The following is a 19,430-nucleotide window of genomic DNA, read 5'->3' as shown; positions in this document are numbered from 1 at the left end:
ACGATCGCCGGTGGCCGGGGCGGTCAGGTCCAGCGCAGGATGTTCCTACGCCAGGCGTACAGGATGCCCAGCGCCAGCACCGCCACGAAGATCGCCATCTCGACGACCGTGACCAGGCCGAACCCGGGCCGGTCGAAGACCACCGCCCAGGGGAACAGGAACACCGCCTCGACCGCGAAGAGCACGTAGAGGTAGGCGTAGACGTAGTAGCGGATCTGCATCTGCGCCCAGTCGCCGCCGACCGGGTCCAGCCCGCACTCATAGCTGGTCCGTTTGCCGGGTGGATCAGCCGGACGGCCAGGACGTAACATCCGATTGGCCGAGAACGCCGTAACGAAGAAGAGGACGCTGGCGAGCAGCAGGAGCCCGAGCGTCGCGTACGAGCCCAGGTAACCGGTCACGGTCGGCAGCCTACCGTCCGGTCCGCGGGCACGTATCGAACACGTTACGGATTTGTTTCCGACTGGGACTAGTGCCGCGGGGCAAGCGTTACCGAATATTGGACCTGACCCGTCGTACCGGAGGACAGATGGCCAGCGTGGACGTACCCCCCGGACGACGGGCGCGTGGCCGCAGCGCGCCCCTGCTGGCGATGTCGCTCACGCTCGGCCTGCTGACCGCGATCGCGGTCGTGCCGGGCTGGGCCACGGCGGCCGTCCCGGAGGCCAGCCCGGTCGCGTCAGCCACCGATCCGGCGGAGGACCCGGGCGACGAGACCCCGACGGCTGAGCCGACCGAGACCGCCCCGGACCCGACCACACCGCCGCCGACCATCGAGCCGCCCGCCGAGACGACGCCGCCCGCGACCACCGACCCGACCCCGACCACCGGCGCCCCGGAGACGTCGGCGCCGGCCACCGGGCCGACGCCGGGTGCCGGCACGTCCAGCCGCCCGCCGGTGCCGCCGGTCCCACCGGTGCCACCGGTCCGACCGCCGGCGCCCGGCGGCGCCCCGGCACAGCACCCGCTCGGGATCCGCATCACCACCGGGGACATCACCCTGAGCAGCGGCTACTGGAACGCGGCCAGCACGAACACCACCCTGCGGGTCACGGTGACCAACACCGGCACCACCGCCGAGCGGATCCGACTCTCCTACACGCTGCCCGCCGGGCTGACCGACGCCGGCACCGAGGGCTGCGCGGCCAGCGGCGGTGGCGCGTACCGCTGCGGTGAGTGGACGGCCGCGGCGGGAGCCCGGTTCAGCACCCTGGTCCGGGTCCGGATCTCCGGCACCGCCTGGCGACGGATGCCGCTGAGCGGCTCGGTGGCGGTCACCGCCAGCGCCCCCGGGGTGACCGGCGCGGTGAGCGACAACGAGGGGTTCGCGGTGCTCTTCCCGCCGGGCCCGCCGGCGCCGGGCATCGCGTTGCACGCCGACGAGGTCGCCTTCGACATCAGCGGGGCGGCGAGCGAGCTCGGCGTGCGGCTCGGCAACACCGGCAAGGTCGACGCCACCGGGCGGGTCGACGTGGTCCTCCCGGCCGGGGTCACCGTGCCGGCACCACCCGCGGGCTGCGTCGCGGTCGAGGAGACCCGGACCCGCTGCGACGTGGGCGCGATACCCGCCGGAGGACGCGCCGAGCTGCGCCTCCCGGTCGAGGCGACACCGGACGCACAGCGGGACGCCCCGCTGTCGGGTGCGGTCGTCGGCCAGCTCGACCCCCGCAGCGGCCGGACCCGGCAGGTGCAGATGAGCTTCCGGATCACCGCGGCGGCGGCGCTGGCCACCCCGGTGGCCGCGGCACCCGCGCCGACCGGTTCACAGGGCGTGCTGGGCGCCGGCGACGCCGACACGGGCGGCGACGGGGCCGGCTCGGTGCAGCGCACCGCGATCATCCTCATCGTGGTCTCGGCCCTGCTGGTCGTACTGGCGCTCTGGCTGGCCACCACGTCGCTGCGCCGCCGGCTCGCCGAGCCGGTGACCGACCCGGGGCGGTCGCCCGCGACCCAGGAGTGAGCGGCGGAGCCCCGGATCGGCGGGCACATTCCGGGCTGGAGCATCGGCGGACGGTGATCTCGATTACGGCGCGAGGGGCTAATCACCACTAAAAGGTGAATTTCACCCCCCGATTCGGTCCCAGTCGGCGAACCTCCTGGGAAGGTGACGGGTCGATCCGACGTAGGCTCTCAGGGGAGAAACCACAGCGGGCCGGCAGTCACGGCCGGCGCGGTGCAGCGGTGCGTCAAGGAGGTCACGTGGCCGGGCAAGGCGGGGTCACCATCATGTCGAGCCGCCCGCGCAACCGCGCGCAGCGAAGCGAGGTGCAGGCGTGACCAAGCAGATCCGTCAACTCGACCGGGTGGTCATCCGGTTCGCCGGCGACTCCGGCGACGGCATGCAACTGACCGGCGACCGGTTCACCTCGGAGACGGCCCAGCTCGGCAACGACATCTCGACACTGCCCAACTTTCCCGCCGAGATCCGCGCCCCCGCCGGGACGCTGCCCGGCGTCTCCAGCTTCCAGGTGCACTTCGCCGACTACGACATCCTCACCCCTGGTGACGCGCCGAACGTGCTGGTGGCGATGAACCCGGCCGCGCTCAAGGCCAACCTGGCCGACCTGCCCCGAGGCGCGGACATCATCGTCAACACCGACGAGTTCACCAAGCGCAACCTGGCCAAGGTGGGCTACCAGGTCAGCCCGCTCGACGACGACTCGCTCGCCGGCTACGTCGTACACCCGGTCGCGCTGACCTCGATGACGATCGGCGCCCTCGCCGCGCAGGAGGTGTCCAAGAAGGACGCCGAGCGGGCCAAGAACATGTTCGCGCTCGGCCTGCTCTCCTGGATGTACTCCCGGCCCTACGAGTCGACGCTGCGGTTCCTGGAGCGCAAGTTCGCCGCCCGGCCGGAGCTGGTCGCCGCGAACATCGCCGCCTTCCGGGCCGGCTGGAACTTCGGCGAGACCACCGAGGACTTCGCGGTCCGCTACGAGGTCAAGCCGGCGAAGATGCAGCCGGGCACCTACCGCAACATCACCGGCAACGCCGCGCTCTCGCTCGGCCTGGTCGCCGCCGGGGTCCGCTCCGGGCTGCCGGTGTTCCTCGGCGCCTACCCGATCACGCCGGCCTCGGACATCCTGCACGAGCTGAGCAAGCACAAGAAGTTGGGCGTGCTCACCATGCAGGCCGAAGACGAGATCGCCGCGGTCGGGGCGGCACTCGGCGCCGCCTACGGCGGGTCACTCGGCGTCACCACCACCAGTGGCCCGGGTGTGGCGCTGAAGAGCGAGACGATCTCCCTGGCCGTGGCGCTGGAGCTGCCGCTGGTCATCGTCGACGTGCAGCGGGCCGGTCCGTCGACGGGCATGCCGACCAAGACCGAGCAGGCCGACCTCAACATGGCGCTCTACGGCCGGCACGGCGAGGCCCCGGTGGCGGTGATCGCCCCGAAGTCCCCGTCGGACTGCTTCCACGCCGCGCTGGAGGCCGCCCGGATCGCGCTCACCTACCGCACCCCGGTGATCCTGCTGTCGGACAACTACGTCGCCAACGGCTCCGAGCCGTGGCTGCTGCCCGACGTGGAGTCCCTGCCCGACCTGCGGGTCGAGTTCGCCACCGCGCCCAACGGCGAGGACGGCACGACCTTCCTGCCCTACCTTCGCGACCCGGAGACCCTGGCCCGACCGTGGGCCATCCCGGGCACGCCGGGGCTGGAGCACCGGATCGGCGGGCTGGAGAAGGCCGACAAGACCGGCGACATCTCGTACGACCCGGCGAACCACGACTTCATGGTGCGCACCCGGGCGGCCCGGATCGAGACCATCCCGGTGCCGGACGTCGAGGTCGAGGACCCGGACGGCGACGCCCGGGTGCTGGTGCTCGGCTGGGGCTCGACGTACGGGCCGATCGGCGCCGCCTGCCGCGGCCTGCGCCAGCGTGGGCTCTCCATCGCCCAGGCGCACCTGCGGCACCTCGCCCCGATGCCGGCGAACCTCGGCACGGTGCTGCGCTCCTACGACCGCGTGGTCATCCCCGAGATGAACCTCGGCCAGCTCGCCCACGTGATCCGGGCGAAGTACCTGGTCGACGCGATCGGCTACAACCAGGTCCGCGGCCTGCCGTTCACGGCCGCCGAGCTGGAGACGATGCTGGAAGAGGTCCTGAAGAATGTCTGAGCCCGTCGCCCTCAAGCTCACCGCCAAGGACTTCAAGTCCGACCAGGAGGTGCGCTGGTGCCCCGGCTGCGGTGACTACGCGATCCTGGCCGCCATCCAGCAGTTCATGCCAGAGCTGAACATCCCCCGCGAGCGGACGGTCTTCGTCTCCGGGATCGGCTGCTCGTCGCGCTTCCCGTACTACATGAACACCTACGGGATGCACTCGATTCACGGCCGGGCCCCGGCGATCGCCACCGGCCTGTCGGTCACCCGGCCGGACCTCTCGGTCTGGGTGGTGACCGGTGACGGTGACGCCCTCTCGATCGGCGGCAACCACCTGATCCACGCGCTGCGCCGCAACGTCAACCTCAAGATCCTGCTCTTCAACAACCGGATCTACGGGCTGACCAAGGGGCAGTACTCGCCCACCTCGGAGCTCGGCAAGATCACCAAGTCGACGCCGGTCGGCTCGGCCGACTCGCCCTTCAACCCGCTCTCGCTGGCGCTCGGCGCCGAGGCGACCTTCGTGGGGCGCACCATCGACTCCGACCGCAAGCACCTCCAGTCGGTGCTCCGGGCCGCCGCCGAGCACCAGGGCTCGGCGTTCGTGGAGATCTACCAGAACTGCAACATCTTCAACGACGGCGCCTTCGACCAGCTGAAGGATCCGGGCACCCGGGACGACTTCCTGATCCGGCTGGAGCACGGGCAGCCGATCACCTTCGGCAAGGACGGCCAGTTCTGCGTCGTGCACCCGCCCGGCGGGTTCGGCCTGGAGGTCCGGGAGACGGCGAACACCGGCCCCGACGAGATCGTCGTGCACGACGCGACGGTCAACGACCCGGCGTACGCGTTCGCGCTCTCCCGGCTGCCCGGCCTCGACCTGCGCAACACCCCGATCGGCGTGTTCCGCTCGGTGGACCGGCCGTCCTACGACAGCACGGTGCAGGACCAGCTCGCCGCCGCCCGGGCGGAGGTCACCGAGACCCCCGAGCAGCAGCTTTCCGCCCTGCTGGGCAGCGGGGACACCTGGACCATCATGTGACCCGCACCCGTCGACCGCAGAGGGGGCCGTTCCCGTCGGGGAACGGCCCCCTCTCGTCGTACCGCAGAAGCGGCGCCGGTCAGACCGCCGCCGGGGCCGCCGTCCAGAGCTCGTCGATGGCCCGCTCGGCCGCCGCGAGGCTCTCCTCGTGCAGGCCGACCAGCTCGGCCATCGCCGGGACCACCGGCGCGAGGGTCAGCTCGGCGGCGATGAAGCGCGGCTCCAGGCCGGTCTGCGACATGCCGTGCGGAAGCCACGGCTCGGCGTGGTCCCAACCCTCGCGCGGGGTGCCCGCGCTGTAGCCGCCACCGCGGCTGGCCAACACGATGAACTCACGGTCGCCGAGCAGGCCGGCGCCGGTCGCCGGGTCGTACGCGATGCCGGGTGCGATCAGGTGGTCGACCCAGGTCTTCACGCTGCTCGGCGCGCCGTAGTTGTAGAGCGGCAGGCCCAGCAGCACGGTGTCGGCCCGCTTGACCTCGTCGACCAGGTGCTCGGTCAGCTGCCAGGAGGCGCGCTGCTCCGGGGTGTGCTGGTCGGGCGGCACCATCCGCGCCAGGCCGCCGGCCTCGTCCAGGTGGGGCAGCGGCTGCTTGCCGAGGTCCCGGTAGGTCACGGTGCCGTCCGGGTGGGCGGCACGCCAGACGGCAGCGGCGCGAGCGGTGAGCTGTCGGCTGACCGAGTGCTCGCCCCGGATGCTCGAGTCGATGTGCAACAGGTGTGGCATTTAACTAGCCCTCCACAGATCGTTTGCGTGACACAAACTATTTATAGCAGACCGACGTTCTGCGGCAGGGGTAAACTGAGTCACATGTCTGTAGGGCCGGTTGAGCAGTCGGAACGCCGCTCCGGCGCGCTGCTCGACTACCTGGCCCGACGGATGCGGCTCAGGTCGGAATCGGTGCTGGCGCCGCTGGGCCTGCGACCCCGGCACCTGGTCGCCCTCACCGTGCTGCGGGACGCCGCCGGCATCAGCCAGCAGGGGCTCGCCAGCTCCCTGCAGATCGACAGCACGAACGTCGTCGGGCTGCTCAACGACCTGGAAGCGACGGGCCTGGTCGAGCGGCGGCGCTCACTCGAGGACCGCCGCCGGCACGTGGTGAGCCTCACCGAGGCCGGCGCGAAACGCCTCCGCGAAGCCGAGTGCGCCCTCGTCGTCGCCGAGGACGACGTCCTCGGCGCGCTGGAGCCGGCCGAGCGCGAGACCCTCTACGACCTGCTCCGCCGGGCGATCAGCGGGAGAGAGGTGACCTGCGCCGAGGTCGCCGAGCTGGACCCGAACGGCGACGCCGTCTGCTGAGCGGTCGCTCCGGCAGTCCCGGAGGGCGGGCCGAATTGGCGATCAGACGGTGGCCGTCGACCGCGGCCGGTCGTCCCGGACGTGCACCAGCATGTCCCCGGTCTCGATGACCGCGCCGGCCCGGTCGGCCAGGGTGACCACCTTGCCCCGGCGCACCAGGGCGATGACCAGCGAGTCCAGCTCACGTGGTGAACGGCCCACCTCGTCGCGCTCGGCCGACCGCATGGCCAGCGCCATCCCCTGCCCGGGGGTGAGCAGGTCCTCGACGACGTCGATCAGCGGCGGGGCGGAGGTGGAGAGGCCCAGCAGCCGGCCGGCGGTGGCCGAGGAGACGATCACGTGGTGCGCGCCGCTCTGCTTGAGCAGCGGGGCGTTCTCCGCCTCCCGCGCCGCCGCGATGATCCGCACCTGGCCCGCGGTGAGCTGCCGTACGGTCAGCGCCACCAGGACCGACGCGTCGTCGCTGTCGGTCGCGATGATCACGGCCTTGGCCGTCCGGATGTGCGCCTCGTTCAGCGTCGCCGAACGGGTGGCCGAGCCCTCGATCGCGACCAGCCCGGCCGAGGTGGCCTGCCGCAGCGCCGCGCCGTTGCGCTCGACGACGATGATCCGCGACTTGTCGAGCCCGTTCTCCAGCAGGGCGGAGACCGCGCTGCGGCCCTTGGTGCCGTAGCCGCAGATGATGACGTGGTCCTTCACGGTTTTCCTCCACCGGGTCAGCCGACGGCCGGTCCGGTACTGCTCGGTCAGGACTTCCAGGGTGGTGCCGACCAGGATGATCAGGAAGAGCACCCGGGCGGGCGTGATGAACAGGACGTTGATCAACCGGGCGCTCGGGCTGAACGGGGTGATGTCCCCGTAGCCGGTGGTCGAGAGGGTCACCACCGTGTAGTAGAAGCAGTCGAGCAGGGTGATGCCGTCCTCGTTGACGTCGCGGTAGCCGCCCCGGTCGAGATAGACCACCGCGACGGTGGCGAAGACCAGGCCGAGCGCGGCGGCCAACCGCAGGCTGAGCGCGCTGAGTGGACCCCGACGCTGCGCGGGAAAATGGATCACCGTCGAACCTGCTCCGCCGCCGTCGCCTGCACGCCCACAACATAGCGGTTACGCCGCGATCCGCACGTCCGGGTCGCGACCCGGGCAACCAGCCCGCCGACTGAAAGGCCGTGGAGGAGGCGCCGGCCTGCGGCGTCCCGGACCCGGGTCGCCGCGGACCGAGGCGGGCCGGTCAGCGGTCCGGGGCGGCCCGGACCGGTGACAGCGGGCATGATGGGGGTGTCCCCGGGACGACGACCGTGAGAGTGAGGCCGGCATGTCGTTACTGCGACGGGTGATCGGTGGGGTGCTGCGTCGGCTGCGGCTGCGCCAGGGCCGCACGCTGCGCGAGGTGGCCGAGGTCGCCGGGGTCTCCGTGCCCTACCTGTCCGAGGTCGAGCGCGGTCGCAAGGAGGCCTCCTCCGAGGTGCTCGCGGCGATCTGCCGGGCGCTCGGCATCCACCTCTCCGAACTGCTCGAGGAGGCCCGGGACGACCTGCGCCAGGTCGAGCCGCGGATCCCCGCCACGCCCCGCGTCGGGCTGGCCCAGTTGGAGCGCGTCCCAACCGCCCTGGGCGAGCAGGGGCCGACCGTCCGGGTCGGTCCGCGTACCCCCGGGGCGATGCTGCACCGCGGCCCTCGGGCCGGTGGTCCCACGCTGCGCGTCGGCGGGTTCGGGCCGGCGCCGGCCGGGCGCCCCGGTCCGCGTACCGCCGACCTGCTGCGCTGCGGACAGGCCCGGTCGGGCCGGCGGCGGCTGACCACCGTCTAGGCCTGGCCGGTTCTGCCGGCGGCAGATTCGCCGCCGGCAGAATCGCTGGGCCTCCGCCACCACCGCGCGCACGCTGGAGAGGCCGGTATCCCGGGCGGTTCCGCCGCCCGCCGGCACGGTGGAAGGCGGACGTGATGATCGGCTATGGCGGCGTGCGGATGCTGGACGGCGGGCAGCCGTCCTTCGGTGACCAGGTGTTCGAGCGGCTGCTGAAGGAGCGGATCGTCTTCCTCGGCACCGAGGTGACCGACGCCTCGGCGAATCAGATCTGCGCGCAGATCCTGCTGCTCGCCGCCGAGGATCCCGAGCGGGACATCTTCCTCTACATCAACTCGCCGGGCGGCTCGGTGACCGCGGGCATGGCGGTCTACGACACCATGCGCTACGTCCGCAACGATGTGGCGACCCTGGCGCTCGGCTTCGCCGGCTCGATGGGGCAGTTCCTGCTCTGTGCCGGCGCGGCCGGCAAGCGATACTCCCTGCCGCATTCGCGGATCATGATGCATCAGCCGTCGGGCGGGATGGGCGGCACGGCCGCGGACATCACCATCCAGGCCGAGAACATGCTGCACGTGAAGCGGACCATGCAGGAGTTGATCGCCCAGCACAGCGGGCGGACGTTGGCGGAGATCCAGCGCGACTGGGACCGGGACCGCTGGTTCACCGCCGAGCAGGCCCGGGAGTACGGACTGATCGATCAGGTGATCAGCCAGTCCGAGCAGCTGCCGGTGGGCTGAGCCGCGACGGCGGCCGGCGATGGTCCCGCCGGCCGCCGTCGCACCCCGAGTGGCGAGCAGTGTCGCGCGACGCGGATCCTCCGCTGGGCGGCGAGACGTCGATGGGCACCCGCCCGGCGGCGGCGGCGGACACGCCCCCTCACTCGCGTCCGACACCCCGGCCGTGGGAGTGCCACGATCTGGCGGTTCTCGATACGACGGAGCCTATTCGCGTCGGGAATTCCGCGCCCGCGCTGGCGACGTAGCGTCTTCCCGCCAAATCTCGTTACATCACCTGGAGTCGTAGCGGACCCGGGCCGCCTCCACCTCGCCGAGGTTGGTGGTGGCCCACGCCTGGAGCCCGGAGAGCAGGTCGAGCAGGCTGCGCCCCAGGTCGGTGAGGGCGTAGTCGACCCGGGGCGGCACGGAGGCGTGCACCTCGCGGGTGACCAGCCCGTCGCGCTCCAACGCGCGCAACGTCTGGGTGAGCATCTTCTGGCTCACCCCGTCGATGCGCTTGGCCAGGTCGCCGTAGCGCTTCGTGCCGTCGGCGAGGACGAGCACCACCAGGACGCTCCACCGGTCGCCGATCCGGTCGAGCACCTGCCGACTACCGCACTTGCGGTCGTAGAGGTCCGGTTCCACGCGTTCACTCTCCCACGGTGAGTTACGCACTTCAAGGTGCCTACTCTCCAACGGGAAGTGACCCGGCTGGCTTCCCGTTGCAGCTGAGGTCCGACCCACTTTCTAGAGGGAGTTCGCATGTCCATCGCCGTCACCGGCGCCACCGGCCACCTCGGCCGGCTCACCGTGGAATCGCTGCTCAACCGGGGCGTACCCGCCGCCGAGATCGTGGCGCTCGGCCGGGACACCAGCCGACTCGCCGACCTCGCCGAGCGCGGGGTGACCGTACGGCAGGCCGACTACAACGACCCCGCGTCGCTGCGCGCAGCCTTCGCCGGCGCCGACAAGGTGGTGTTCGTCTCCGGCACCGAACTCGGCCGCCGGGTGGAGCAGGCCCGCAACGTGGCGGCCGCCGCCAAGCAGGCCGGCGTCAGCCTGATCGCCTACACCAGCATCACCAAGGCGGACACCTCCAGCCTGGTCCTCGCCACCGAGCACCGCGGCGTCGAGCAGGAGATCGTCGCCTCCGGCCTGCCGTACGTCTTCCTGCGCAACAGCTGGTACTTCGAGAACTACCTGCCGCAGATCCCCACCTACCTGCGGTACGGCATCGCCGGTGCGGCCGGCGACGGTCGGGTCAGCGCGGCCGCCCGGGCCGACTACGCCGAGGCCGCCGCCGCGGTGGTCACCACCGAGGGCCACGCCAACCGGGCGTACGAGCTGGGTGGCGCACCGTTCACCCTGACCGGGCTGGCCGAGGAGCTGTCCCGGCAGGCCGGCCGCGAGGTGAGCTACACCGACCTTCCCGAGGAGAAGTACGTCGAGATGCTGGTCGGCGCCGGCGTACCCGCCGACTTCGCCGCCGTTCTCGCCGACGGTGACCGTGGGCTCGCCCTGGGCGAGCTGGAGGTCGAGGGCGACGACCTGGCCCGGCTGCTCGGCCGTCCGCCGGTCACCCTGGCCGAGGCCATCCGCGCCGCGCTCTGAGCCTTCCCTCTCGCCGCCCCGCTCGCCGTCGCGGGCGGGGCGGCGCCGTTCCGGGTGCCCGCCGAGCCGGCCGTGCCGTCCCGCTTACGCCGAGCCGCCGGTGGCGTCCCGCGCCCGTCACGAAGGCGGACGGCCGGCCCTCGGCCAACGGGCGGCCCGGCGTAGCCTGCCCGGAATGATCGAACCGGACTTCCTCCGCGAGACCCGGACGTCCTACGACGCCGTGGCCACCGAAATCGCCGCCCAGTTCCGCGACGAGCTGACCAGCAAGCCGTGGGACCGGGCCGTCCTCACCGCCTTCGCCGAACTGGTGCAGCGGACCGGTGGTGGTCCGGTCGCCGACATCGGCTGCGGGACCGGCGCGGTGACCGGCTACCTCAGCGGGCTCGGGCTGGCGGCGTTCGGCATCGACCTCTCACCCGGGATGCTGGCGGTGGCCCGCCGCAACCATCCCGAGTTGCGCTTCGACGAGGGCTCGATGACCGCGCTCGACCTGCCCGAGAGCGGTCTCGCCGGCATCACGGCCTGGTACTCGATCATCCACGTCCCCGACGAGCTGTTGCCGGCGACCTTCGCCGGCTTCCACCGGGCCCTCGCCCCGGGCGGCCACCTGGCCATGGTCTTCCAGGTCGGCGACGAACCGGTGATCCGCACCGAGGGGTTCGGCCAGCCGCTGTCGCTGACCTTCCGCCGGCGCCGGCCGGAGCAGGTCGCGGCGCTGCTGACCGATGCCGGCTTCACGCTGCGGGCGCAGCTCGTCCGCGAGCCCGAGCCGTACGCCGGCGGTACGGAGAAGACGCCGCAGGCGTACCTGCTGGCCCGCAAGCCCGGGCCCTGACGAACGTCCGCCTCCCGGTGCGGGCCTCGCCTGCGCCGGCCGCCCGGGTCCGGGCGGGGCCACCGAGCGGGGAATCCTGATCGCGGGATCAGCACCGGACCTCTACAGTGGCGGATCGACGGTCCGATCGACCGGGTCCGAACGGCCCCGGCGGGCCGCAGACCACGCACGACACACGGGGAGTAAGCATGTCCAAGCCCAGTAGGCGCCTGCGCGCCCTCGGCACCCTCGCCGCCCTGGCGGCGCTGACCGGCCTCGCGGCCGGGTGCGAGAAGACCAGCGAGCCCACGGCCGGCGGGCCGACCAGCGCGGCGGCCAGCCCCACGGTCGACGTCGCCGCCAACAGCCAGACGGTGTGCAAGGCCGCCACCGAGGTGGTCAAGACCGGCTTCGTCGGGATGGCCGACGACGCCATCGCCCAGATCGACAAGCCGGTCAGCAAGGCGGAGGAGGACCGGCTGATCCGTGGGCACTACACCACGATCGTCACCGGCCTGCGGGCCCAGGCGCCCCAGGCCGCCGACCCGACCGTACGCACCGCCTTCGAGACCCTGGCCACCGCGATCGAGCAGCGACTGGCCGACAAGAAGCCGGTGGAGGTCGACGAGCCCGCGCTGAAGCAGCCGATCGAAGCACTGGACACCGCCTGCGGCAACTGAATCCCTGACCATCGGCCGGCGGGCCGCCGTGCCCGCCGGTCGATGCAGGCGCCGGCTCGCCGCCCATCAACCGATCGTGATCGTCATGCGATCGGCGTGTGATCTCGCATTGAGAGAGTGACCGCATGCGCAGACAGACCGTCGCGGTGATGCTGCTTCCGCTGCTCGGGCTCCTGGCCGCCTGCACCCCACCCGACGAACCGGTCGTGGCCCTCGCCGTGCTGGATGGCCGGCCGATCGGTGTTCTCGTCCCGTGCGACGGCTCGTTCTCTCAGATGAGCGTGTACGAAACCAGTGAGGACCAGACGAGGGATGGCCCGCTGACCAGTTGGCGGATCAGTGGGCAGTCGACCACCGAGGTGGTGGAGGTCCCGCTGCTCGGTCAGCCGCCGGCGGGTTGGGAGACCGCCGGAACCCGCGAGACCTCTGCGCCGGCGTCGGGCACCGCGGTGCGGACGGAGCCGCTCACCGAACTGAAGCCCGAGGCCACATACAGCCTCTCCGGGTCGAGCGGTCGTGACGCCATCTCCGTGGACTTCAGCACCGCGGACTTCGCCCGGATCGGCCCCGACCAGGTGCTGGCACCCGTCGACCACGACACCACGAAGGTGGTGTCACGAGACGCCTTCGTACGGGCTTCCCGCAAGAGCTGCTACTGAGCCCGACCGGGGCGCAGCCCGGCCGCCGCACTGGTCGCAGGCCTCGGAGTCGAACCGAGCAGGCCGCCGTTATGAGCGGCAGTTGGGCCCATGCCCGCCTGCGCCTCACCCAGTGGATGGCACACATCGAGGCCGTGCGGGGAATCGAACCCCGGTACGCGGTTTTGCGGACCGCTCCCTGACCACTCGGGCACACGACCAGGCCGTAACCAACTGCGGTAGGTGCCCCCGGCAGGGATCGAACCTGCGGCTTCCTGGTTCGTAGCCAGGCGCTCTGTCCGCTGAGCTACGGGGGCATGCGGGTCGACAACCCGGCGTCCACTCCTGGCTGGACCGACAGGGCATTGGTGGATCGACCCGGTTTCGAACCGGGCACGCGAGGCTTGCAAAGCGACGCTGTGCACCAGCACCCGACCCATGCGTACCCGACCGGGGATTCGAACCCCGCACCTCTCGGACCTGAACCGAGCGCCTCTACCGCTGGGCCAGTCGGGCATGAACTGCGAGCCGCTGCGGGCGGAGGATTCGAACCTCCAACCTTCCGGTTCAGAGCCGGACGTGCTGCCGAATTGCACCAGCCCGCAAAGGGGCCGACGAGGTCTCGCCGGCCGGGTAGGACCGCACCGTGCTCGATCAGGTGGGAGCGACGGCTGGAGTCTCAACTCCAGGCCCGCCCCGCGAGAGTGAGGTCCGTCCCTTGGTCCGGGACCGGGGAGTCGCACCCCGTTTCCCTCGTTCCCAAAGCGAGTGGGTTGCCGTCTCCCTCGTCCCGGAGGGTATTAGCCCCGGCCGGCCCATATGTCGGCGCCGGCCAGGAGTCTCATGCCATCCACTGTGGAGTTGAGAATGTGCTACGTCGCCGGCCACGGCCGGGACGATGAGCAGGGGCGACAGGAATCGAACCTGCGACCTCCGGTTTTGGAGACCGGTGCTCTACCAATTGAGCTACGCCCCTGTGCAGTTGTCACTAACGAAAAAGCCGCCCGATCCCTGGCGGGTGGGCGGCTTCGCGTTTGAAGGTGCGCTATTCGCGCCGCCGCCCCGGCTGCCAGTTCTGCTCACTCGCACAGAGATCGTGGGCTCGCCCGATCGAGGGCAGCACGACACCGGCGCACGGCAGAAGCCGCGCCATTTCGGTGCAGAGGTACTGCAACACGGGGAACTCCTCGAGTTCGTCGGGATGACCTTGCCTGATCAAAAGTAGGGGCCGTGTCGACGGCAGGCAATCGCTTTTCCGATTCACTTCATATGGCGACGTGGTGAGCGGGCACCAGAACGAGTGCCCTGTCAGGGACGGCTAGCCTTGCGCGGTGGCCGTGTTCGACCTCGATGAGGCCTGGTCGCCGCTCTCCCGGAGATCCTCGTTGCGGGTGGACCCGGCAGCAGGCCATCACCGCGAGCGAATTCAGGTACGGCGGCGCTGCCAGCTGTGGTCCGGGCATCAGCAGTCGGGAGCGTGCTCAAACCCCATGGCAGGATCTGCTGCGTGCAGATCGGGATGCTCGGATCGTTCGAGGTTCGCACGGACGACGGCGCCTTCGCCGACGTGCCGGGCGCCCGGCTGCGCGGACTGTTGGTCGCCCTCGCGCTCGAACCGGGTCGCGTGGTCCCGAAGGCAACGCTCGTCGACTGGATCTGGGGTGAACAGCCGCCCGCCGACGCGACGAATGCCCTGCACCGCTTGGTTTCCCGGCTGCGAAAGGCGCTGCCGGAGGGATCGGTCGAGGGGCACACCGACGGCTACCGGTTGACGGTGGCACCCGACGACGTCGACGCCGTGCGGTTCGAACGTCTCGTCACCGCGAGCCAGGTCCGCGACGGCGACGGTCCTCAACGGGTACGGCTGCTGCGCGAAGCCCTCGCACTGTGGCGCGGTGCCGCCATGCAGGACGTCGGTCTGCCGGACAGTAGGGCGATCGACGCGGCGGTCACCCGGCTCGAAGGGCTACACCTCACTGCCCTGGAAGATCGGTTCGACGCGGAGGTCGGCCTCGGCGATGGTGCGGAGCTGGTCAGCGAACTGACCGACCTGGTGGCCGCGCACCCGGTGCGGGAACGGCTTGTCGCTGCGCTGATGCGCGCCCTCGTGGCGGCCGGTCGCGGCAGCGAGGCGCTGCTGGTCTACCAGCGCACGAGAGAGGCCCTGGCCGACGCGCTGGGCGTCGACCCCTCACCGGAGCTGTCCGCGTTGCACGTCGCGCTGCTGCGCGGCGATGGGAAACGCCGGGAGGATGAGCGGAAGACCAACCTGCGTGCCGAGCTGACCAGCTTCGTCGGCAAGGACGCCGACGTCGCCGCAGTCCGCGCGCTCGTCGCCGGACACCGGCTCACCACCCTGATCGGGCCGGGCGGCTCGGGAAAGACCAGGCTGGCCACGGAGACCGCCCGCACGCTGGTCGGCGACCTGCCGGACGGGGCCTGGCTGGTGGAACTCGCCGCGATCGGCGCCGACGGCGACGTGGCACAGCCGACGATCGCCGGGCTCGGCCTTCGTGATGCTCTGCTCAGCGGGGCACGGGACGCGGATCTGACGGACCGGCTCATCGCCGCGATCGGCGAGCGGGAGGCGCTGCTGATCCTGGACAACTGTGAGCACGTGATCGAGTCCGCGGCGGCGTTCGCCCATCGGATGCTCGGCGAATGCCAGCGGCTGCGGATCCTGGCGACGAGCAGGGAACCGCTCGGCATCACCGGCGAGGCGCTGTGGCTGGTCGAGCCGCTGGCTTCACCGAAGGTCGACGCCGACCCCGGCGAGATCAAGTCGTCCCCGGCCGTTCAGTTGCTGCGGGACCGGGCGGGCGCGATGCGCAAGGACCTCGCGATCGACGCCGCCACGTTGTCGACGATGGCGCGCGTCTGCCGGGCGCTGGACGGGATGCCGCTGGCGATCGAACTGGCCGCCGCCCGGTTGCGCACCATGTCCCTCGATCAGCTCGCCCACCGGCTCGACGACCGGTTCCGGCTGTTGACCGGCGGTAGCCGGACCGCGTTGCCGCGGCACCGGACGCTGCGGGCGGTGGTCGACTGGAGCTGGGAGTTGCTCACCGATCCCGAACGGGTGGTCCTGCGCCGGCTCTCGGTGTTCACGGGCGGGGCGAGCATCGAAGCGGCCGAGCGGGTCTGCGCCGGCGACGGGGTGGCGCCGGAAGAGATGCTCGAGTTGCTCACCTCGCTGGCCGAGAAGTCGCTGCTGGTCGCCGAGGGCGACAGCGCACCGCGCTACCGGATGCTCGGCACGATCAAGGAGTACGCCGCGAACCGGCTCGCGGAGGCCGGGGAATCGGACCTGGCCCGCCGAGCGCATCTCGCCTACTTCACCGAACTCGCCGAGACCGCGGAGCCGCATCTGCGCCGTGCCGAGCAGTTGCAGTGGCTCGCCACGCTCCTGGCCGAGCACGACAACATCGGCTCGGCGATGCGTGGTGCGATCGGGGCCGGCGAGGCGCACGCGGCGATGCGGCTCGCGGCGGGCGTCGGCTGGTACTGGTGGTTCAGCGGGCACAAGGCCGAAGGCATAGAGCTGATCACCGCGGCCACGGAAATGCCCGGCGAGGTGACCGATGAGATCCGGGCCACGGTGTACGCGCTGATGAGCATGTACGTCAGCTCCGGGCAGGGCGACGAGCACCGGGCGGCGGAGTGGATCCACAAGGCGTATGAACTCAGCCGGCACAGTCAGCGAAGCCACCCGCTGTTGAAGTTCGTCGTACCGCTGGAACGCATGTTGCAGGCACCGGACGCGTTCCTGCCGGCGTTCGAGTCACTGCTGGACGACGAGGAGCCCTGGGCACGCGCACTGGCCCGGCTGCACCTTGGCAAGATGCGGATCATGCTCGGCCAGGAGGGGCGGGATGCGGACGCCCATCTTGAGATGGCGCTCGCAGAGTTCCGGGCCCTCGGCGAGCGGTTCGGGATTTCGTTCGCGCTGACCGAGCTGGCCGACCGGGTCGCCATGCTCGGCGAGTTCGCCGCTGCGTGCGAGTACTACGAGCAGGCGATCGAGGTCGTCACCCAGGTCGGCGCCATCGAGGATGTCATCCGGCGGCGGGCGCGACAGGCCCAGCTGTACTGGCTGCTGGGCGACAAGGATGCCAGCGCGGCGGCGATGGCCGAGGCGCAACGCTGCGCGGAACCGGTCACCTGGCCGGATGCGCTGGCTGAGCTGGCCCTCGCGAAGGCGGAACTCGCTCGTTGGGACGGCGACGCCGAGGAGGCGTACCGGCAACTCGGCCTCGCGACAACCCTGCTGGGCGGCGAAGCGGAGTGGGCGAACTCGCGCGCGGTGACCCACGACCTGCTCGGCTACCTTGCCGACGATCCCGGCGAGTCCCGTACGCACCGCGCAGCGGCCTGGCAGGCGGCCTCCGAGGCGGGGCACGCACCCCTGATCGCGCAGGTGCTCGTCGGGGTCGCGGACCTGGCTCTACGCCGCGACGAGTACGAACAGGCCGCGCGGCTGCTCGCGGCCAGCGCCGCCGTACGCGGATTGCAGGACCGTTCCCACCCGGACGTGGCCCGGATCGAGCAGACAGCGCGGCGCCGCCTCGGCGACACACGGTTCGCCGAGGCGGCGCGGGAGGACAACCTGACAAGCTGGCGTCAGCTGGTCGAAGTCACGCTCGCTTCTTGAAGGTGGTGGTCGCCCACAGGTACCCGAGGACACCGATCCCGACGCACCAGGCGATCGCGGCGATCGTGTCGCCGCTTGACGGGGTGCCGGCGAGCAACCCACGCAAAGCTTCGATGATCGGCGTGAAGGGCTGATATTCCGCGAACTGCCGGATGCCAGGGCCCATCTTGTCCGCCGGCACGATCGCGCTGCTGAAGAACGGCAGCATGATCAGCGGCACGGTGCCCAGACCTGCCGTTTCCGGAGTCTTCGCGGCCAACCCCAGTGCGACGGTGAACCAGCCGACCGAGAAAGCGAGCAGCACGACGAGACCGATCGCACTGAGCCAGTCGAGGAGACTCCCGGAAGAGCGGAATCCCAGCAGGAAGGCCGTCCCGATGATGGCCGCGATCGCAATCAGATTGTTGAGCATGCTGGCGACCACATGACCGGTCAGCACCGCGCCACGAGAGACATCCATGACCTTGAACCGTTTGATGACCCCCTTCGTCATGTCCGAGTTCACGGCCGTCGCGGTGGCTCCCAGCCCGTAACAGACCGCCAGGAGGATCATGCCCGGCGTCGCGTAGTCGACATAGTCGACGCCGACGCTGAAAGCGTCACCGAGCACGTAGACGAACATCACCATGATGACGACCGGGAACAGCACCGCGTTGAACACTGCGACAGGATTCCGGACGGTGTGTTTGAAGTTGCGGCGCAGCATGATCGCCGAATCGCCGAACGCTGATCCAGTGGTACTCATTTGGCCATGGCCTCCGTGCTCGAGCGACCGGTAAGGGCGAGGAAGACGTCATCGAGGTCCGGCGTGTGCACGGAGAACTCCTCGGGCTGGATCGCATGCTCGTCGAGCTGGTTCAGCAGGGCCCGCAACGAGTTCGTGCCACCGTCGCCGGGAACCCGCAGGGTCAGGCTCTCGTCGTCCCGGGTGGAGCCGGTGAAGAACCGGGCAGCCGCATCGAGCTCGCCGAGATCGGCGAAGCTGAGCCGGACGTGACCGCCGGGAATCTGGCGCTTCAGCTCCGCGGAGGTGCCCTGCGCGACCAGCCGGCCCTGATCGAGCACCGCGATCCGGTCGGCGAGCTGATCGGCCTCCTCCAGGTACTGGGTGGTGAGGAAGATCGTCACCCCGTCGGCCACCAACTCGCGGACGATGGCCCACATCGTGCGGCGGCTGCGCGGATCCAGGCCCGTCGTCGGCTCGTCCAGGAAGATGATCCGAGGGTTGCCGACGAGCGTCATGGCCAGGTCCAGCTTCCGGCGCATACCCCCGGAATACGTCGACACCGGCTTCTGCGCCGACTCCGACAGGTCGAACCGCTCCAGCAGCTCGGTGACGACCCGCCGGCCCGCGGAGCCCACCCGGTGGAGATCCACCATCAACTGCAGGTTCTCCTGCCCGGTCAGCAGCTCATCCAGCGCCACGAACTGACCGGTGACCCCGATCGTCGCGCGCACCGCCTTGGCCTCGGTGGCGACGTCGTGGCCGCCGACGCGCACCGTCCCACCGTCGGCCTTCATCAACGTGCTCAGCACGTTCACCGTCGTCGTCTTACCCGCGCCGTTCGGGCCGAGTAGGGAGAAGATCGTGCCCGCCTGCACATCCAGATCGATGCCGTCGAGTACGACCTTGTCGCCGAAGGCCTTTCGTAGCCCGGAAACCTCGATCGCTGAATTCCTCATGCCGGCAACGATGGGCGCCCGCCCTGTCACCGGCCTGACATGCCCCTGACACGACCACTGACGCGGTATGCCGGGCCGCCGGGGGCAGCCCTGCTGAGACAGCCGATCGGTCGGAGGCCGCCGGACGCTCGGCTACCGCGATCTTCAGAGGACCTCGCTGCGATCCGCGCGCGGATCCGCGGGGCACCAGGCATGGATCTTGAGGACTACCCGGTCGCCGTACTCCCGGGCGCCGCCCTCACCTGGGCGGACCTGCTGCCGGATGGGCTCGAGTGCCGGCAGGGGTGGCTAGCACGCTGCACGGCCACCTGGGCGCGAACCGGGCGCGATGGCGAGGCGATCGGACGCAGCGGGCACGAAAGCCCAGGAAGACGGATCA

18 protein-coding genes and 6 tRNA genes are annotated in these 19,430 nt (G+C 70.9%); 12 read left to right on the top strand and 12 right to left on the bottom strand.

Going from position 1 to position 19,430, the window contains the following annotated elements; translation table 11 throughout:
* Nucleotides 1-23: 23 nt before the first annotated feature.
* The gene (gene ndhC, locus AB0C04_RS04065) at nt 24-401 is read right to left on the bottom strand and encodes an NADH-quinone oxidoreductase subunit A (RefSeq protein WP_357047906.1); all 378 of its coding nucleotides are present in this window, start codon (nt 399-401) and stop codon (nt 24-26) included.
* 128 nt (nt 402-529) lie between these two features.
* On the opposite strand from ndhC, the gene AB0C04_RS04060 reads away from it, so the two are divergent.
* From AB0C04_RS04060 to AB0C04_RS04050, 3 genes are all read left to right on the top strand, one after another.
* Complete coding sequence (locus AB0C04_RS04060) at nt 530-1,960, top strand: hypothetical protein (RefSeq protein ID WP_357047903.1); 1,431 nt, start codon at nt 530-532, stop codon at nt 1,958-1,960.
* Nucleotides 1,961-2,273: 313 nt separating this feature from the next.
* Nucleotides 2,274-4,121, top strand: coding sequence for a 2-oxoacid:acceptor oxidoreductase subunit alpha (locus AB0C04_RS04055; RefSeq protein WP_357047900.1), 1,848 nt, complete (start codon nt 2,274-2,276; stop codon nt 4,119-4,121).
* Complete coding sequence (locus tag AB0C04_RS04050) at nt 4,114-5,148, top strand: 2-oxoacid:ferredoxin oxidoreductase subunit beta (protein ID WP_357047897.1); 1,035 nt, start codon at nt 4,114-4,116, stop codon at nt 5,146-5,148. Before AB0C04_RS04055 ends, AB0C04_RS04050 begins: the two co-directional genes overlap by 8 nt.
* Before the next feature lie 79 nt (nt 5,149-5,227).
* Here the strand turns inward: AB0C04_RS04050 and AB0C04_RS04045 are convergent, their stop codons facing one another.
* Nucleotides 5,228-5,875, bottom strand: coding sequence for an NAD(P)H-dependent oxidoreductase (locus AB0C04_RS04045; protein ID WP_357047894.1), 648 nt, complete (start codon nt 5,873-5,875; stop codon nt 5,228-5,230).
* A gap of 84 nt (nt 5,876-5,959) precedes the next feature.
* Here AB0C04_RS04045 and AB0C04_RS04040 point away from each other — a divergent pair, with 84 nt between their 5' ends.
* On the top strand, nt 5,960-6,448 hold the full coding sequence (locus AB0C04_RS04040) for a MarR family winged helix-turn-helix transcriptional regulator (protein ID WP_357047891.1): 489 nt from the start codon (nt 5,960-5,962) through the stop codon (nt 6,446-6,448).
* Nucleotides 6,449-6,490: 42 nt separating this feature from the next.
* Here AB0C04_RS04040 and AB0C04_RS04035 read toward each other — a convergent pair whose 3' ends face one another.
* The gene (locus AB0C04_RS04035; RefSeq protein ID WP_357047887.1) at nt 6,491-7,504 is read right to left on the bottom strand and encodes a potassium channel family protein; all 1,014 of its coding nucleotides are present in this window, start codon (nt 7,502-7,504) and stop codon (nt 6,491-6,493) included.
* A 256-nt stretch (nt 7,505-7,760) separates the two neighbouring features.
* Here AB0C04_RS04035 and AB0C04_RS04030 point away from each other — a divergent pair, with 256 nt between their 5' ends.
* Nucleotides 7,761-8,255 carry a helix-turn-helix transcriptional regulator gene (locus tag AB0C04_RS04030; protein ID WP_357047884.1) on the top strand — a complete coding sequence of 165 codons (495 nt, stop codon included), beginning with the start codon at nt 7,761-7,763 and terminating at the stop codon, nt 8,253-8,255.
* 134 nt (nt 8,256-8,389) lie between these two features.
* On the top strand, nt 8,390-8,992 hold the full coding sequence (locus tag AB0C04_RS04025) for an ATP-dependent Clp protease proteolytic subunit (protein WP_350867660.1): 603 nt from the start codon (nt 8,390-8,392) through the stop codon (nt 8,990-8,992).
* 270 nt (nt 8,993-9,262) lie between these two features.
* Here the strand turns inward: AB0C04_RS04025 and AB0C04_RS04020 are convergent, their stop codons facing one another.
* Nucleotides 9,263-9,616: a helix-turn-helix domain-containing protein gene (locus AB0C04_RS04020; RefSeq protein WP_357047881.1), complete on the bottom strand. Its 354-nt coding sequence runs from the start codon at nt 9,614-9,616 to the stop codon at nt 9,263-9,265.
* A 117-nt stretch (nt 9,617-9,733) separates the two neighbouring features.
* On the opposite strand from AB0C04_RS04020, the gene AB0C04_RS04015 reads away from it, so the two are divergent.
* The 4 genes from AB0C04_RS04015 to AB0C04_RS04000 all read left to right on the top strand — a co-directional run bounded on the left by AB0C04_RS04015 (nt 9,734) and on the right by AB0C04_RS04000 (nt 12,738).
* Nucleotides 9,734-10,582 carry an SDR family oxidoreductase gene (locus tag AB0C04_RS04015; protein ID WP_357047878.1) on the top strand — a complete coding sequence of 283 codons (849 nt, stop codon included), beginning with the start codon at nt 9,734-9,736 and terminating at the stop codon, nt 10,580-10,582.
* Between the two features lie 175 nt (nt 10,583-10,757).
* Nucleotides 10,758-11,420, top strand: coding sequence for a methyltransferase domain-containing protein (locus AB0C04_RS04010; protein WP_357047875.1), 663 nt, complete (start codon nt 10,758-10,760; stop codon nt 11,418-11,420).
* 188 nt (nt 11,421-11,608) lie between these two features.
* Complete coding sequence (locus tag AB0C04_RS04005) at nt 11,609-12,079, top strand: hypothetical protein (protein WP_357047872.1); 471 nt, start codon at nt 11,609-11,611, stop codon at nt 12,077-12,079.
* Nucleotides 12,080-12,204: 125 nt separating this feature from the next.
* The gene (locus AB0C04_RS04000; protein WP_357047869.1) at nt 12,205-12,738 is read left to right on the top strand and encodes a hypothetical protein; all 534 of its coding nucleotides are present in this window, start codon (nt 12,205-12,207) and stop codon (nt 12,736-12,738) included.
* 129 nt (nt 12,739-12,867) lie between these two features.
* Here AB0C04_RS04000 and AB0C04_RS03995 read toward each other — a convergent pair.
* The 6 genes from AB0C04_RS03995 to AB0C04_RS03970 form a co-directional block, all read right to left on the bottom strand.
* Nucleotides 12,868-12,938, bottom strand: a tRNA-Cys gene (locus AB0C04_RS03995).
* 23 nt (nt 12,939-12,961) lie between these two features.
* Nucleotides 12,962-13,034: transfer RNA gene (locus AB0C04_RS03990), tRNA-Arg, on the bottom strand.
* A 49-nt stretch (nt 13,035-13,083) separates the two neighbouring features.
* A tRNA-Ala gene (locus AB0C04_RS03985) sits at nt 13,084-13,155 on the bottom strand.
* 5 nt (nt 13,156-13,160) lie between these two features.
* Nucleotides 13,161-13,233 (bottom strand) — tRNA-Leu (locus AB0C04_RS03980).
* 15 nt (nt 13,234-13,248) lie between these two features.
* A tRNA-Gln gene (locus AB0C04_RS03975) sits at nt 13,249-13,322 on the bottom strand.
* 298 nt (nt 13,323-13,620) lie between these two features.
* A tRNA-Trp gene (locus AB0C04_RS03970) sits at nt 13,621-13,693 on the bottom strand.
* Here AB0C04_RS03970 and AB0C04_RS03965 point away from each other — a divergent pair.
* Nucleotides 13,667-13,942, top strand: a complete 276-nt coding sequence (locus AB0C04_RS03965) for a hypothetical protein (RefSeq protein WP_357047866.1) — start codon at nt 13,667-13,669, stop codon at nt 13,940-13,942. The two genes, AB0C04_RS03970 and AB0C04_RS03965, sit on opposite strands and share 27 nt — an antisense overlap.
* Nucleotides 13,943-14,224: 282 nt before the next feature.
* Nucleotides 14,225-17,368 carry a BTAD domain-containing putative transcriptional regulator gene (locus AB0C04_RS03960; RefSeq protein WP_357047863.1) on the top strand — a complete coding sequence of 1,048 codons (3,144 nt, stop codon included), beginning with the start codon at nt 14,225-14,227 and terminating at the stop codon, nt 17,366-17,368.
* Here AB0C04_RS03960 and AB0C04_RS03955 read toward each other — a convergent pair.
* Nucleotides 17,352-18,113: an ABC transporter permease gene (locus AB0C04_RS03955; RefSeq protein ID WP_357047860.1), complete on the bottom strand. Its 762-nt coding sequence runs from the start codon at nt 18,111-18,113 to the stop codon at nt 17,352-17,354. The two genes, AB0C04_RS03960 and AB0C04_RS03955, sit on opposite strands and share 17 nt — an antisense overlap.
* Nucleotides 18,110-19,051 carry an ATP-binding cassette domain-containing protein gene (locus AB0C04_RS03950; protein ID WP_357047857.1) on the bottom strand — a complete coding sequence of 314 codons (942 nt, stop codon included), beginning with the start codon at nt 19,049-19,051 and terminating at the stop codon, nt 18,110-18,112. Before AB0C04_RS03950 ends, AB0C04_RS03955 begins: the two co-directional genes overlap by 4 nt.
* Nucleotides 19,052-19,430 lie beyond the last annotated feature (379 nt).

Source organism: Micromonospora sp. NPDC048909, assembly GCF_040649635.1.
In the GTDB taxonomy this organism is placed as follows: domain Bacteria; phylum Actinomycetota; class Actinomycetes; order Mycobacteriales; family Micromonosporaceae; genus Micromonospora.
The sequence above is the reverse complement of the archived record's forward strand: the minus strand, read 5'-3'. Positions and strand labels throughout refer to the sequence as shown.